This is a genomic window from Massilia sp. 01N417, assembly GCF_056399645.1.
The window spans coordinates 21,482-36,380 of the sequence record NZ_JBFTRS010000021.1 but is presented as its reverse complement, the minus strand read 5'-3'; the positions used below and the strand labels follow the sequence as shown (position 1 = coordinate 36,380).

At 57.2% G+C, this 14,899-nt stretch carries 11 protein-coding genes and 2 pseudogenes; 11 read left to right on the top strand and 2 right to left on the bottom strand.

Going from position 1 to position 14,899, the window contains the following annotated elements:
- Nucleotides 1-77: 77 nt before the first annotated feature.
- The 3 genes from tssE to tssG are packed head-to-tail and all read left to right on the top strand — an operon-like array spanning nt 78 to nt 3,522.
- On the top strand, nt 78-599 hold the full coding sequence (tssE, locus tag AC1DOQ_RS20660; RefSeq protein WP_477368581.1) for a type VI secretion system baseplate subunit TssE: 522 nt from the start codon (nt 78-80) through the stop codon (nt 597-599).
- Nucleotides 600-610: 11 nt separating this feature from the next.
- On the top strand, nt 611-2,443 hold the full coding sequence (tssF, locus tag AC1DOQ_RS20655) for a type VI secretion system baseplate subunit TssF (RefSeq protein ID WP_477368578.1): 1,833 nt from the start codon (nt 611-613) through the stop codon (nt 2,441-2,443).
- The gene (tssG, locus tag AC1DOQ_RS20650; protein WP_477368575.1) at nt 2,407-3,522 is read left to right on the top strand and encodes a type VI secretion system baseplate subunit TssG; all 1,116 of its coding nucleotides are present in this window, start codon (nt 2,407-2,409) and stop codon (nt 3,520-3,522) included. The genes tssF and tssG overlap by 37 nt, the downstream gene beginning before the upstream one ends.
- Before the next feature lie 10 nt (nt 3,523-3,532).
- Here the strand turns inward: tssG and AC1DOQ_RS20645 are convergent, their stop codons facing one another.
- On the bottom strand, nt 3,533-4,801 hold the full coding sequence (locus tag AC1DOQ_RS20645; RefSeq protein WP_477368572.1) for an AcrVA2 family anti-CRISPR protein: 1,269 nt from the start codon (nt 4,799-4,801) through the stop codon (nt 3,533-3,535).
- A gap of 185 nt (nt 4,802-4,986) precedes the next feature.
- Here AC1DOQ_RS20645 and AC1DOQ_RS20640 point away from each other — a divergent pair, with 185 nt between their 5' ends.
- The 4 genes from AC1DOQ_RS20640 to AC1DOQ_RS20625 all read left to right on the top strand — a co-directional run bounded on the left by AC1DOQ_RS20640 (nt 4,987) and on the right by AC1DOQ_RS20625 (nt 10,957).
- Entirely contained in the window at nt 4,987-7,623 is a 2,637-nt protein-coding gene (locus AC1DOQ_RS20640) for a type VI secretion system Vgr family protein (RefSeq protein ID WP_477368569.1), read from the top strand.
- Nucleotides 7,620-9,518, top strand: a complete 1,899-nt coding sequence (locus AC1DOQ_RS20635; RefSeq protein ID WP_477368567.1) for a hypothetical protein — start codon at nt 7,620-7,622, stop codon at nt 9,516-9,518. Before AC1DOQ_RS20640 ends, AC1DOQ_RS20635 begins: the two co-directional genes overlap by 4 nt.
- Nucleotides 9,519-9,620: 102 nt before the next feature.
- Nucleotides 9,621-10,661, top strand: coding sequence for a T6SS immunity protein Tli4 family protein (locus AC1DOQ_RS20630; protein ID WP_477368564.1), 1,041 nt, complete (start codon nt 9,621-9,623; stop codon nt 10,659-10,661).
- 41 nt (nt 10,662-10,702) lie between these two features.
- Nucleotides 10,703-10,957: a PAAR domain-containing protein gene (locus tag AC1DOQ_RS20625; RefSeq protein WP_477368561.1), complete on the top strand. Its 255-nt coding sequence runs from the start codon at nt 10,703-10,705 to the stop codon at nt 10,955-10,957.
- 614 nt (nt 10,958-11,571) lie between these two features.
- Here AC1DOQ_RS20625 and AC1DOQ_RS20620 read toward each other — a convergent pair.
- Nucleotides 11,572-11,777, bottom strand: a pseudogene (locus tag AC1DOQ_RS20620) (transposase); the annotation flags it as partial.
- 118 nt (nt 11,778-11,895) lie between these two features.
- Between AC1DOQ_RS20620 and AC1DOQ_RS20615 the strand changes: the two are divergent.
- The 4 genes and pseudogenes from AC1DOQ_RS20615 to AC1DOQ_RS20600 form a co-directional block, all read left to right on the top strand.
- A complete protein-coding gene (locus AC1DOQ_RS20615) occupies nt 11,896-12,183 on the top strand; it encodes a transposase (RefSeq protein ID WP_477368558.1) in 288 nt (95 codons plus the stop codon).
- Entirely contained in the window at nt 12,180-12,851 is a 672-nt protein-coding gene (locus AC1DOQ_RS20610; RefSeq protein ID WP_477368555.1) for an IS3 family transposase, read from the top strand. Before AC1DOQ_RS20615 ends, AC1DOQ_RS20610 begins: the two co-directional genes overlap by 4 nt.
- Nucleotides 12,839-14,215, top strand: coding sequence for an IS30 family transposase (locus AC1DOQ_RS20605; protein ID WP_477368747.1), 1,377 nt, complete (start codon nt 12,839-12,841; stop codon nt 14,213-14,215). The genes AC1DOQ_RS20610 and AC1DOQ_RS20605 overlap by 13 nt, the downstream gene beginning before the upstream one ends.
- A 1-nt stretch (nt 14,216) precedes the next feature.
- Nucleotides 14,217-14,495 (top strand): annotated as a pseudogene (locus AC1DOQ_RS20600) (IS3 family transposase); the annotation flags it as partial.
- Nucleotides 14,496-14,899: the final 404 nt, after the last annotated feature.

The window sequence follows — 14,899 nt, the reverse complement described above, 5'->3', positions numbered from 1 at the left end:
GCGCATAAACCTTAAATTTGTTCTGCTAAATAAATACGTTGATGAGACGCAACTTTATTCTCTGCAAGAAGGGAATAATGACGCTTCTTCTGCTTCACGACGGCTTTAAAGGAAACAGCATGCAGAGTTTTGTGCCCGGCTTGTTCGACCGTTTGGACGCCGATGACGACGCCCCTCAGGGCGGATTCCGCACACCGTCCAAAAAGGCCGACGAATGGAAGGAAAGCATCACTCGCGACTTGGAAGCACTCCTCAACACCCGTTCCGCTCTCCTCCCTAACGCACTGGCTGATTACTCCGAAGTCAGCGGCTCCATCGTGAACTACGGCCTGATCGATTTTGCCGGCATGTGCATGACGAGCGACACCGATCAGAAACGGATCTGCACTGCGGTCCGGCAGGCAATCGAACGGCATGAACCGCGGCTACACAGGGTGACGGCAACGCTGCAGCCAAGGAAAGGGGCGATCAACCGAGTCGACTTCGTGATTACCGCCGAATTGAAAAACGCACCGATAGCCGAACCAATGCAATTCAACGCCGTGTTCCAGCCGTCGCTGCAGCGCTATTCGGTCCAGAGCGTACGCAGCGCTCCTTAGGCACAACCACCATGGATGAACTGTTTGCGCAGTACGAACGCGAGCTCGTCACCATGCGGCAGCTTTGCCGCGAGTATGGCGAGCGCTATCCAAAGGTGGCGGCCAAGCTGCAGATCGGCGGCGACGCCTGCGATGATCCGCATGTCGAACGCCTGATCCAGTCCGTCGCCCTGCTATGCGCCCGGGTGTCGAAACGACTGGACGACTCCTATCCGCAATTTACGGAGGCGCTGCTCAACCTCCTGTTTCCGCACTATCTTCGGCCGTTTCCCTCCTGTGCGATCGTGCGCTTTCTCCCGGCCGCCCGCGGCGCTGGCGGCAGCACCGGAACCGTCCCGCAGGGAACTTTGCTGGAGTCGGCGCCGGTTCGCGGCGTGAACTGCAAGTTCCAGACCGCATATGACGTCACGCCGTCCCCGCTCGCCATTGCCTCGGCCTGGTTCGATGCTGTCATCCGCGCGCCGTCTTCGACAAGGTTGCCGCCGGGCGTGACGGCGTCGATCGGCATCGAGTTCGAGTCCACGGCTCCTATTCCCCCGAGTATCTCGACCCCATTCAGGGTCTATCTCGACGGAGACTCTTCGTTTTGCGCAGCGCTGCGCGATGCGCTGTTCATGCGAGCATCATCGGCGTACGTCCAAGCAGCAGGCGACGCAACATGGATTCCGGTCTCTGCGATACCAATCGCACCGGTCGGCTTTTCCGACGATGATGCCTTGATCCCGTTCGAGGCCCGCTCGCACCGCGCCTACCGGGTTCTTGCGGAGTACTTTGCCTTCCCAGAAAAGTTCAGCTTCGTCGACATCGACCTGGCTACACTCTGCGCGCGCCTCCCCGCAGGTTGCACCCGCTTCACGCTGCATCTGGCGCTCGCAGGCGTGCCGCCGGGCTCGGACCAGGCAAGGATGCTCGCCGGGCTGTCGACGCAAAGCCTGATCCCTGACTGCACCCCAGTCGTCAACCTGTTCAAGCAACCAGGCGTCCCGATCGGCTACAGCCAGCAAACAGCCGAATATTCCGTGCTGGCGCATTCCGCGCATGCGGCAGCGTACGAAGTCTATTCCGTCGACCGGGTTCACCTAGTGCAGCAGCAAGGCAAAGGCATCGCGCCAGTCGAATTCCGCCCCTTCTATGCCCTCCGGCACGGCGAGAGCGATGCGCGCAAGGGACGCTACTGGATACTGCGCCATGACGACACGCTGGCAGCCACCAGTCCGGGCCATGAAAAAGTCATCTCGCTGGTCGACGTCGACGGTGCGCCAATCGAGGTCGAGAGAACAACGCTGTCAATCGACCTCACCTGCACGAACCGGGACTTGCCTTGCTTGTTGAAATCCGGCTCGGCCGACGGCGACCTGTCCATTCCCGGCGCAGCACAGGGCACGGCGATCCGTTTTCTTCGCAGGCCCACGCGCCCCCATCGCCTGGCAAATGGCCAGGGCGCCCACTGGCGCCTCATCTCGCACCTGACGCTGAACCATCACTCGCTCGCGACCGAAGGCGCGGACGGCTTGCGCGAACTGCTGGCCTTGTACGACTTCACCGGATCGGCGGTCTCGCGGCGACAGATCGCCGGCATCGTCGGGCTTGAACATGCCGAGGCCACCGCCTGGTTGAGGCACAAACGCGGGTCGTCGTTGGCGCACGGGACCGAAGTGCGCCTGACGATCAATGAAGATGCCTTCGTCGGCGCCGGCTTGCACCTGTTCGTCCAGGTCATCGACCAGTTCTTTGCGCTGTACGTCCAGATGAACAGCTTTATCGAACTCGTGATCCTGTCACACCAGTCCGGGGAGGAGCTGTTCCGATGCAAACCGAGAAGCGGCAGCATGCCGCTGTCATGACCGAGCAGCTGCGCGCGGCGCCATACCGCTACCGGTTCGCACAACTGCTGAATATCCTGGTGCGGCTGCTGCGCCAACAGGGCATCCCATACGCCCAAGCATTCAGCCGGGTCCTGCGCTTTCGGAACAGCCTGTCGCTGGCTTTTCCGGCCAGTGAGATCGAGAGCATGCAGGTCGAAACGCTCGACGCCACCGGAACGCCAGGGCAAGCCATCCCTCGCATTCACATCACGCCGGCATTTATCGGACTGCTCGGCGCAAGCGGCACGCTGCCCCTGCATGACACCGAACGGGCGGCCGCCAGGACGAGCCTGGGCGCGGACGAGAGCTGGAAGCCATTCATCGATCTGTTTTCGAATCGAGTCATTGGCCTGCACTACGAGGCGTGGGGAAAATACCGTGTCGAACACGGCCTGAACACGCGGGCGCAGGACGATCTGCTTCCGATGCTGAGCGCACTGGGCGGGCTCCGGCCGACCAGCTTCGGACCAGCCAGGCCCTATGCATCGATTCCCGCGGAAGTGGCTGGCTTCTACGCCGGACTGCTCAGGACGCGCCCGGTCGCCGCCTCGACAGTGGAACGCGTGCTGGGCGAGTATTTCGGCGTTCCGGTCCGTGTCGAGGAATTCGTCGGTGCCTGGGACCCGATACCGCAAAAGATCCGCAGCACACTGGGCGTCACCGATCCCACCCTCGGCTTCGGCACTGTGCTCGGCGCGCGTGCGTGGCGCAACGACTTGCGGGTCCGCCTGCATATCGGTCCGCTGGATGATGAGACGGCGAAGGCTTTCCTGCCAAATGGCCGGTCTCACGCCGCGCTGAAAGAGATGGTCAGCCTGTTTGCAGTGCCTTCGGTGCAGTACGAAATCAGGCTCTTGCTGGACAAGCCGTGTCTCAAACCACTGACCCTGGCGACTAAAGGGACGGATCGCAAGCGGCTCGGTTTGAACTCCTTCCTGACCGTCAGTGCGGGCAAGGCAAGCCGGCCCGATATACGTTCGGTCCTCCGTCTTGCGACGGCTACAAAGCCAACGGGACAGCAGAATCGGGCTGCACAAGCGCCTGCGGTTCAGCTGTAATCGCGTTCACCTACGAGGCCACCGGACGCTCAGGACCCCGTGTGCCGCCTGCGCGATACGGCTTAGGCGCTGGGATGTCCCCCTGCAGCTGCGCGGCATGGATCAGCATGGGCGCCACGAATATCAGCTTGCGTTCGAGTTTCCCGACTCCACAAGCCTGCATCCGGAAGTGCCCGCGGCGCCAATGCGGCGCCACGGTACTGCCACCCTCATGGGCAGCGCCCTCCTGGGGCAGGTCATCCGGGCCAACCCGGATGCCGTTGTAGAGGGACTCGACGCGTTGAAGCAATCGGGCCCGCTTCTTGATCCCGAGTCCGACGATTCGCCGCATCGCTTCATCGTATTCCTGATGCTCGATGCTGCGTGCCTGCCTGAGCGCCATGTAGAGGAAGACTTTGACCACATAGCTCACCGCTGCGTACATGGGCTTGTAGAAGGTCTCGACCGACCGACCCTTCGCCGTGTCGAGAACCCGGTTGAGCCATTCACCCAGAGGCGTGTCGTCACGCTCCGTTTCTCCCAGCAGGGCGACCTGGCCGCTATAGCAATCCTGACGCTGGCTGACGAAAATGAGCTCGAGCGTCCACTTGATTCCATCGCCGTAGCGCGTTGATGGAGGCGTGAAAAAGCAGAACACGCCGTCGAACAGACGGTCCGGCAAATCCGAATCCGGCACCTTCAGGTGGCGAGCCGCCTCCGGACCGAACCTGAGATATTGCGCAGGATAGGGAGGCGCAACCATCTTCATCGGCAAGTTCAAATCCATGTCGGAGTTGAGGAGCAAGGTCTCGAGCGCCGGCGTCGCTTCGATGATTGCGCCCTTCTGCAGCTCGTACTTCAGGTTTGCGCTGATCGATATGGCCTGCATTCGCGCGTCGACCTGCGCCCGTGCTTCGGCGTCCATGTTGTCATGCGCACGCATGTTGTTGAGCTGCTGCTGGATCTCATGGCGTATGTTCCAGCACGTCGCCTCTGGGTCCGCCCACCGCTTCCATTCCTGGCCGCTGCCGAGTGCCTGCTTCCAAGCGTCGAATGCGCCCTGATTGCGGAACTGGACCGGGTACGGCCGGCCATAAAGCTTGCTGACGCGGCTCTTCTTCAGAGCCGGGCCGATGTCGATGCGCTCCACTGTGAGAGCATGCGCGTTCCCACTGCTTGCGGGCCTGCGAACCATGTCCAGTCCCATGGGCCTTTCGTTCGATACGTACTTGCGCATGCTCCATCCCCTTGTTTTGCGCTGCTTCTTGGCAACCAAAGGAAAAATGTAGAACCCGCCCATCAGCTCACCTTGAGACTAATCAAGCTGAACAAGATCAGCACATCATTGGACATTCGTTTCTCCGCTCCTACCCATCAAGGCAACAGCCGAGTCCGCCTCTTGCTTTTTATCAAGGTCGCCCAAGACTTGTTCGTTACCTTAGCCGATGGAAAATCTGATACCTGATAAGCCATTGGAGGCAACACATGGGCGAAAGCCAAGCGATCGCGGCGGGAGCTGCGCTGTCGGCGTTCACTCTCGATGCGCAGCACGACCGCCTGATGCGCCTGGACTTCCCCCGCGGCGACGGACCGGAGGCCATCCTCCTGCCGAACAGGATGACGGCGCATGAGGAGGTCTCGCGCTGCTTCCGCTTCGAGGTCGAACTCCTGTCGGACGACGCACGGATTCCCCTGAAGGAGATAATGGCCAGGATGGTCACGATCTCCCTGGTGCGCGAAGACGGTTCGCTGCGCTACTTCAACGGCTACGTCACCGAATTCCGATTCCTGCGCGCCGATGGCGGCTTCGCCTTTTACCAGATGGTGCTTGAACCCTGGCTGGCCTTCGCCAGGCTCCGCAAGGACAACGTGTCCTTCCACGGCAAGAGCGTTCTCGAACTGACCGAGCTCACCTTTGGCCATTACCGCCAGGCCGACTGGAATCCAGTCATTGTCGGCGACTATCCGCGCTTGACCTGCGCGAACCAGTACGGCGAGACCGACTACAATCATCTGCACCGCCGCTGGGAAGAGCTCGGACTGCACTACTGGTACGAGCACCGGGCCGACGGGCACACGCTCTGGCTCAGCGACAGGAGCACGCTGGCGCAACCCATCGATCCGACCGGGATCGACGATTCCGGCGAAATCCCGTTCCGCGACAAGGGCGGTTCGCTCGAAGACGATGGCATCCGCGAATGGAGCCCTGTGCGCCGCATCGGCTCCGGCCGGACGACCCTGGCCAGCTTCGACTACAAGAACCCGGTCGCGCAACGGGCAAGCGCCGAGTCGCTGAACAACCAGGGCGACGTCTATCCGCACGAAATCTACGAAAACACGGGCTCGTATGGTTTCCGCACCCACGACGAGGGCGAACAGCTCGCGCAGCAGCGCATGGGCGAGCGCGACGCGAATACGCAGACTTTCGAAGCGCGCGGCAACGATCGTACCGCCCAGCCGGGCCGGTGCTTCAAGCTCGGCGACCACTTCAGCGCCGAGCTGCGCGTGCCCAAGCGCGGCGAGCCCGCTCCACCCAGCATCCGCGACCGCGACTACCTGATCCTGAGCGTCAACCACGAAGCCAGCAACAACTACCAGGCCGGGCCGGGCGCGCCATCGAATTACGAGAACACGTTCCGGTGCGTGCGCAAGGACATCCAGTGGCGCCCGGGACGCCACTACAACAGCCAACCCTGCACCTATCCCGGCATCCAGACAGCCATCGTGGTCGGACCTGCCGGCTCCGAGATCCATACCGATGGCTATGGACGGGTCAAAGTCCAGTTCCACTGGAACAGGCTGGACGAATACGACGAGAACAGCTCGCCCTGGTTGCGCGTGATGTCGCCGGGCGCGGGCAGCGAATTCGGGAAGATCCGCCTGCCGCGGGTTGGCGAAGAAGTGGCTGTGGTCTATCTCGACGGGAACATCGATCATCCGGTGATTCTTGGCGCGCTGTACAACTACACCCACATGCCGCCGTGGCAGCTGCCGGAGCAGCAGGCCTTGAGCGGTCTGCGCAGCCGCGAGCTGCAGTCGGGTGAAGGCAGCGGGCGCGGCAATCACTTGGTGTTGGACGATACCCCAGGCAAGATCCAGGCGCAGCTGAAGAGCGATCATCAGTGCAGCCAGCTGTCGCTCGGGCACATTACCCGCATCGAGGACACGTCCGGAAGAAAAGACCCGCGCGGCGAAGGCTGGGAATTGACCACCAATGCCGTAGGCGTCGCGCGCGCCGACCAAGGCATGCTCATCACCACGGAAGCGCGGCCGAACGCGGCTTCCCATATCAAGGACATGGGCGAGACGATTCAGCGGCTCTCGGCCGCCGCGGACGTGCAGGAGCAGTTGACCGGAATGGCGCAGCACTATGGGGCGCAGGAGAAGCAGGAACCCCAGCAAGGGGATGCCGTCGAGGACCTCAAATCCCAGAACCAGGGCATCCGAGGCGGCGGCAAGGGGGAGTTTCCGGAATTGGCCGAGCCGCACTTGGTCGTCGCGAGCCCAGCCGGGATCGAACTCAGCTCCGCGCAGTCCACCCACATCGCCAGCAGCCGCCACACCGCCATCACCAGCGGCAAAAGCGTGTCGATCGCCAGCGTCGACGGTCTGTTTGCGAGCGTCGGCAACACATTCCGGCTGTTCGTACACAAGGCCGGGATGAAGCTGATTGCTGCCGGCGGCAAGGTGACCGTGCACGCGCAAGAGGATGACGTGGAGATCATTGCCAACAAGGTTCTTGCTCTCTTAAGCGAATCGGACTGGGTCAATATCAGGGGCAAAAAAGGAGTCCGGCTGCATGGTGCCAATCACATGCTTGAGATTAGCGATCAAACGCAGTTCTTCACTTCATCGCCTGTGCTATTTCACGGCAACTTAGAAACCCTGCCTCCCAAGAGCGTTTCGCAAGCCATCAACGAGAAACCGACCGGTTATCACTTCGACCAGGAAGTTAGTTTTCTTGATGTAAGCAGTAAGCCAGCAAAGGACGTTGCCTACGAGCTCGTTCGGGATGACGGCACCGTGATGAATGCCAAAACCGGCGCTAACGGCAGTACCGGGGTACAAAAAGGGGCAGGACTCGACGGCTATACGATTCGGTGGAAAGGTGAACTCCCATGAGCGATAAAAGCAACCTTAATGAGCGCGGTAACTATCAGGGGCACTTCACTCAAGGCGTCGGCGGCTGGGCTGAATACACGGTCAACATGACTGAAATCGGGGACACCGTTCGGCATGACGTGGTGGTACCGCCAGGAAAAGTAATTCCCGTCATCTTCCTGCCAGGCGTAATGGGGAGTAATCTCCGCATGAGCAAGAAGCTCCAAAACAATAAAGAACTTAAGCGCAGCGATAACCGTGCTTGGCGCCCGGACGACCTTATGTCCGCCACCGGCCAAATGGATGTTGTAGGCGGCTTCGGTATGGGGAACTGGTTCAAGAACGCAACACCTGCGCAGCGCCAACTCGTCTTTGACCCGAACGAAACAGAGGTCGAATACTACCATTACACGGAAAGCAAGAACCGCTTCGACCCCGATGGAAAAGAAACGCTTGCCGCTGACGCTCGACATCAAAACGTACCAGATGGTTTATCTCCAATTCCACCGCTGATCGGAAGTCAGCAGGCCATCTACGAAACTAAAGGCGCAAAAAGCTCGAAAGCAACTCCGGCACAAATCGCCCGCTGGAGAGGCTGGAGCGAAGTATTGTTTGACGGCGCGTACGGAGAAATGCTGAAAACAACCGAACATTTCCTTAACAACATGATCATGCCGGTGCAGCTCAACCCATGTTGGCAGAAAAACCCAACGAGTCCGAACACTCTCCAACCTATAAAAAGATCAGACTGGAAATATGGCAATATTTCCGAACTACTCTTAGGTGACCCAAAACATCTTGGTGCCAGCTCGGGTGCGCCGCTTGACGAAAAAGATATTAAAAAAATATCCAAATGCTGGTATCCGGTCCATGCGATGGGCTACAATTTTTTGCAGAGCAATGCCGAATCAGCAATAGTAATTTCGGAGCGTATTTGTGGACTAGTAACTGGTTACCAAAAGCGCGGCTTTAAATGTGACGAAGTGATCATCGTAACCCATAGTATGGGCGGCATTGTCGCGCGCGCACTGCTTCACCCTGACTACGGAAATATGCTTAACAACCAGAGCGCCAAGATATTAGGCATCTACCACAATGTAATGCCTACGATGGGGGCCGGAAGTGCATATAAGAGGATGCGATTTGGATTCTTGGATAAACCCGGAAAAATAGAGCAAATCAAGGCCAAGACTATCGCCATCAACGGTGAACACGCGACCGCGATCCTTGCCAACACATCTGCGCCTCTGGAATTACTTCCCGGCGCAGCATATGGAAAAGCTTGGGTAAAGGTAATAGACGAATCAGGCAAGACACTGTGGAGCTGGCCAGGCAATAATGAGACTGCGCTTGACAGTATTTATCTACAACCCGAGGATGCCTGGTGGCGCCTAATCAATCCGCAATGGATTAATCCTGCCAATATAACAAAAGAGGGCGGTGGCGGATTAAAAAACGTACAAAATCGTTTAAGGCAAGCGGCAAAGTTTCTAAATTCTATCGAAAATACCTTTCATCCAAACAATTGCTACGCGAGCTTCTGCGCCTCTCGCGAGCGCGTAACATACGGCGAAGTTGTCTTCAAGACGCAGGATTTATTATGGCAGCCCGGAAAAATTCGCAAGGCATTGCCCCCGCCCGAGACTTGGAAACTATTGGCTGACGATGCCAGAGGCACGCTTACAGTTCAGGCAGGAGAGCAAAAATTATTTCTGTTGTTACAGCCCCCTAATGCGCCCGGGGATGAGACCGTTCCTTCGGAGCGTTCTGCGCGGCTGATCAAAGGTACTCTCTTCGTGCATGGCGAAACAAAAGGCGAAAGCTACGAGCATCAGGCGAGCTATTCAGATCCGAAAGTTCTGGCATCGATGTTATATTCGATCGTTCAAATAGCCAAGACGGCGAAGTGGGAGTAAAGCATGCATATCCCATCGAGGCGGGCACTACATTGGAGCATTTTCATATTTTTGATATCACTACAAGCCTGCTCACCCAGCTATTCCTATAAGGAGAAAGCCGTGCCTGAACCCGTACAACTTAGTCCGCGCCTACTCAAATTATTCTCAAAAACTAAGTTGATCTGCTTCGGTCGATATGCATTAGAAGTGCCCGAGGAAGCTCAGCTTATATGGGGAAGCGTTTCTTTTCCGTCTGAGATAGAGGCGTTTCCCGGCGGTTTAGATGCGATCAAACTTCGGATCGAAGAGGACATTGCAAGGTTGAAACGCAAAAGTAAAACGTTAGATATTAATTACCATCAAGCCGGCCCAATCGACAATAGCTGGCAAATTCGGTATTACCCTAACGAGTTTGCCAAATCTGATGGGCTTTATTTCTTCAATACTTACGTTAACAAGGGGGAGCTTAGTTTCCTGCTCCGTGGCGCTATTGAAGACAACGAAACAGAAGATGCAACGGCATTGAGACAGGCGATGCGAGCCAAGAGTTTACGTCTCCGCACATCAGATGAAGTTCCCGCAGAGCCAGGTTATTGCATCGAACATGGTTTCATGGCCAGTTCTTTTTATGGGGACCAAGAGATGGTCAATGTAGGAATTGTGATCCCAAACCTACCAGATGTAAAATTCTCGGTGAGTTCAAATAAGGACGCATACGCCAATTATTCTCCTGAAGAGTTCGAGAAAATTCAGCGGCCGAAGCTTTCTCTGCTCGCTCGCATTCAAGAAGCAAAAGATGATCAGGGCATTCACTATCCTAGCCGTATGGTACTGCGTGAAGGAAAGCGAAACGTTCAGCACTGGTATGGCGAGGAATCTCTGGTCAAGCGTAAAGACGGCACGCACGATTTCGAGTGGGCTTTGGTCGGAACTCCAAAGAATGTTGCCTATCCCTCCGAGTTTAGCGCGCAGATGTACACGAAGGTCGAACATAACACTGTTGGCGCAGCTAAATCGGCGTCACTTAGCGATGACGAAGCGGTAGCGCTATGGGACAAACTCCTCTCTGGCCTGAAGTTCCGGGTCAAGGTGCCTGGCGCTCCAGAGGGCTCGTACTTCATACCGCCAGGTAAAACCGACACTTCCACTGCAGGCCGATGACACTCGAATCCCGATCTCTACAAGAATGAACAGGACGAACAATGAAGCATCAAGGACGCGGTGTAATTCGTCTCAACGACAAAACCGATCATGGCGGCCAGGTCATCAGCGCATCCTCAGGAACAACGGTGATGGGCGTGGTCGCAGCGCTCCAGGATGACATGACGCAGTGCCCTAAATGCAAGGGAAACTTCGCGATCAAGCCTGATGGCGTGGGCGCGCGACATGAAGGCAAGCCGTACGCGTATGACGGAGACGTGACGGAATGCGGCGCAAAATTGATAACGTCGTTGTGAGTTGACCGCTAAAAATACCGTCACTGTGGCATGCTATCTCGATGTGAAGGAGCATGCCATGGCAACGAGAGATCCACTCGACGGTACTGAGCCGTCAAACAGCGCTGGCCATCAGGCTATAGATTGTAATCAATCTGAAAGCTAATGCAGGAGCATGCTGCGCTTAGAGACAACCTTCTCTGACAACACAAAGGCGTCGATTTCTGTTCAATCGGCTCTTTCCCTCGCCGCCTTGAAGTATCAGTTTCCTGAAGTTATGTACACAATGGAGACACTATGACGGACCACCCTAGTTCAAAGGTAGCTGCTGGGGCTGCGGTTGGAACGATGGCTTACCTCGTTCTCTCGGTCTTCGCGTTTGCCGTGCCCTCTCCTGCGTTAAATTTGGTTCTGCTGCCCGGTTACTTCCTGTTGGTCGCGCCGGCGCCGATCCTTGCCCTGGTAGGGTTGAGTGCTGGAGGCTGGCTCGTGGCAGAACCGAACACGGCTGGATTCGTGCTGTTGATCGCCCTGTACACGACTGGAGCGTATTTCCTGGCAGATTCTATCGTACGACGCTTGCAGAAGCGCTCGCGTGCCAGAGCACAGTCACAAACCCCGCAAGGATGATCGAACTGAGCGTCAATGATAGCCGCTGTTGGCTCATTGACCGTCCCATGCGTGAACGCCATTGCTGGCGCAACCCATCCTGCATCTGCTCGAATACGCCTGCGGCGGCCCAACGCGCGAACGCTTTGTAAACTGCTTGCCTGGGTGGGAACGTCGTAGGCAGTAGCCGCCAAGCGCAGCCAGCGCGCAATACGTAGGAGCAGGCATTGACACGGGGTCAACAAGATTATCACTGCCCACCCCACCTTGTCCGTAAGAGGCATTGCCTGGCCTTCCCCCACCACGACGGACACTTTCGATAGGTATGATGTCCCTCTCGGAGGTATTACATGGCACGTGAAAGACGGGTATTTTCAGAAGAGTTTAAGCGCGAAGCAGTCAAGCTGGTAGGCCAGCCTGGTGCGAGCAAGGCGGCAATAGCGCGTGACCTTGGCATCGGTGCCAACTTGCTGGGACGGTGGTGCAGGGATGCCGACGTCGATACAGAGGTCGCAGTCGGGCGCGAGAAAGTGTCGGCCCAGGAATACGAGCGTATGCGGCGCGAGCTGGCGAAGGTCAAGACGGAGCGCGACATATTAAAAAAGGCGCTCGGCTACTTCGCAGCCGACCTCAAGTGAAATACGGCTTCATCGCCAAATATCGAACCATCTGGCCAACGCGAACGATGTGCCGACTACTCGACGTATCGAGCAGCGGTTTTTACGATTGGCTTGGACGGCCGACGAGTGCTCATGAGCGCGAGAATGCCGAACTCCTCAAGGCAATCAAGGATAGCCACGAAGCCAGCGATGGCACATATGGTTCGCCGCGCGTAGTGCGAGACCTTATCGATGCTGGTTTCTCTTGCAGCGAAAACCGTGTAGCGCGGCTGATGAAAGTCGCTGGCATCAAGGCCCGTCATAAGCGACGTCGAGCACCAGGACAGCTTGATTCCCCTGTCCACGCCATCGCGCCGAATCTGCTGGACCGGCAGTTTGAAGCCACAGGGCCGAATCAGAAATGGGCTGCGGACTTTACCTACGTGTGGACTGGCGAAGGCTGGCTATTTGTTGCTGTCGTCCTCGACCTGTACTCGCGACGTGTAGTGGGATGGTCGATGCAACCAACGATGACGGCGCAGCTCGTAATGGATGCACTGCTGATGGCTATTTTCCGTCGCGGCCGTCCTCATGCCGTACTGCATCATTCAGACCAGGGAGCGCAAGGCGGATTCAACTGGTCGTCGCAACACCTTAAATCAAGGAGGTGTTTATGGGACGACCAGCGGGGTGGATGCACAAGTTGACAGGGCGAGGGGCGATGCGCTCACCAGGTGCACCGTCGCATCGCCGGGAAACCGAGCGGCGATTCTGGGAGCAAATAGCAACGGGCATCATAAGCGAGAAGGCTGCTAAAGCGGTTGGCGTGTCGCAGGCAGTTGGGACTCGTTGGTTTCGTCATAATGGCGGCATGCCACTTTCTATGTTGAGCCCAATATCAGGGAGGTACTTGTCGTTCGCGGAGCGAGAAGAGATTGGACTTCTTTCGTGCCAAGGCGTCGGCGTACGAGAGATTGCGCGCCGTATTGGGCGTAGCGCATCAACGGTTTCCCGGGAGCTGACACGTAACGCTGCAACTCGCTGCGGCCGACTTGAGTATCGAGCTTCGGTTGCGCAGTGGAAGGCGGAACTCGTCGCTAGAAGACCCAAGCCTTCGAAACTGGTGACTAATCCACGGTTGCACGACTACGTTCAAGACCGTCTAGAGGGCAAGGTTCGCGACGCGAATGGCCGTGACATTTCTGGGCGTCGGCCAGCGCCGTTCATAGGGAGAAACAAGCCGCATCGCGGTGACCGCAAATGGGTCACTGGTTGGTCGCCCGAACAGATCTCCAACCGACTACAGACCGACTTTCCGGATGACCAATCCATGCGCATCTCTCACGAAGCCATTTACCAAGCACTTTATATCCAAGGTCGAGGAGCTCTCAAGCGCGAGCTGGTTAGCTGTCTGCGCACTGGTCGGGCGTTGCGCGTGCCGAGGGCCAGCGCACAAGCCAAAGCCTGGGCACACGTTAGCGAGGGTGTGATGATCTCCAACCGGCCTGCAGAAGCCGAAGATCGTGCTGTGCCGGGCCACTGGGAGGGTGACCTAATCATCGGCCTGAATCGGTCCGCAATCGGAACACTGGTCGAGCGATCAAGCCGATTCACCATGCTTGTCCACCTGCCTCGCGAAGAAGGCTACGGGTTGCTACCCAGGACGAAGAATGGTCCTGCGTTGGCCGGGTACGGAGCTGTCACGATGGCTAATGCGCTCAAGAATACCGTGACTGACATGCCTGCCCTTTTGTGGCAGTCATTGACTTGGGATCGTGGCAAAGAACTGTCTGATCACGCCCGCTTCACAGTCGAGTCCGGAGTGAAGGTATTCTTCGCTGATCCGCACAGTCCATGGCAGCGCGGCACAAATGAAAACACGAACGGCCTCTTGCGGCAATACTTTCCAAAGGGCACCGACCTGTCTCGGTGGAACGCCAGTGAGATCCAGGCCGTTGCCAATACATTGAATTCCAGGCCCCGTAAAACGCTTGGTTGGAAGACACCGGCCGAAGCACTGGACGAGTACCTGAAATCTGTTCAACAATCTAGTGTTGCGACGATCAGTTGAATCCGCCCAATACACGAGCGAAAATTTTCAGCGGCTACTCGAATCCCACGGCATCGTTTGCAGCATGAGCCGTCGCGGTAACTGCTGGGACAACGCTGCAATGGAAAGCTTCTTCTCGACGCTGAAGACCGAGCGCCTGAGAAAAAAGCACTACCGGACCAGGGATGATTTACGGGCAGATGTGTTCGACTACATCGAAAGGTTCTACAATCCACGCCGGCGTCATTCCACTATCGGCTACATCAGCCCGATACAGTTTGAAAATCTAAAATGCGCCTAACGGAAGTGTCCGTGACGATGGGGGGGGGGAAGGCCATGTCGCTTCCAAAATAGCAATAAATCCAACGACAAGATAAATTCCTACCTGCATCCAAAAGAGAATTGGATTTTCAGCTCTTCTTATCTGCATGAGCCATTTATCACGGACGACGCGTGTAATCATGCCGTGCGCTCCAAATGCGAGCAGAATCGAACCAAGCCCTGCAGTAACGTAGACATCATTCATCGATAGAAATACCGAAATTCTTATCGATTCGCCTTAGGATAAAACACAGCAACAATTTTTCCATTTCACACCAAAAACGTAAAGCTGCCTGGAGAAATTATAAAAACTCATCCGCTACGTTAGGGATAATCAGCGGCGCTTACCACGGAATATAATACGAACGCGTTTTGAAAAATACT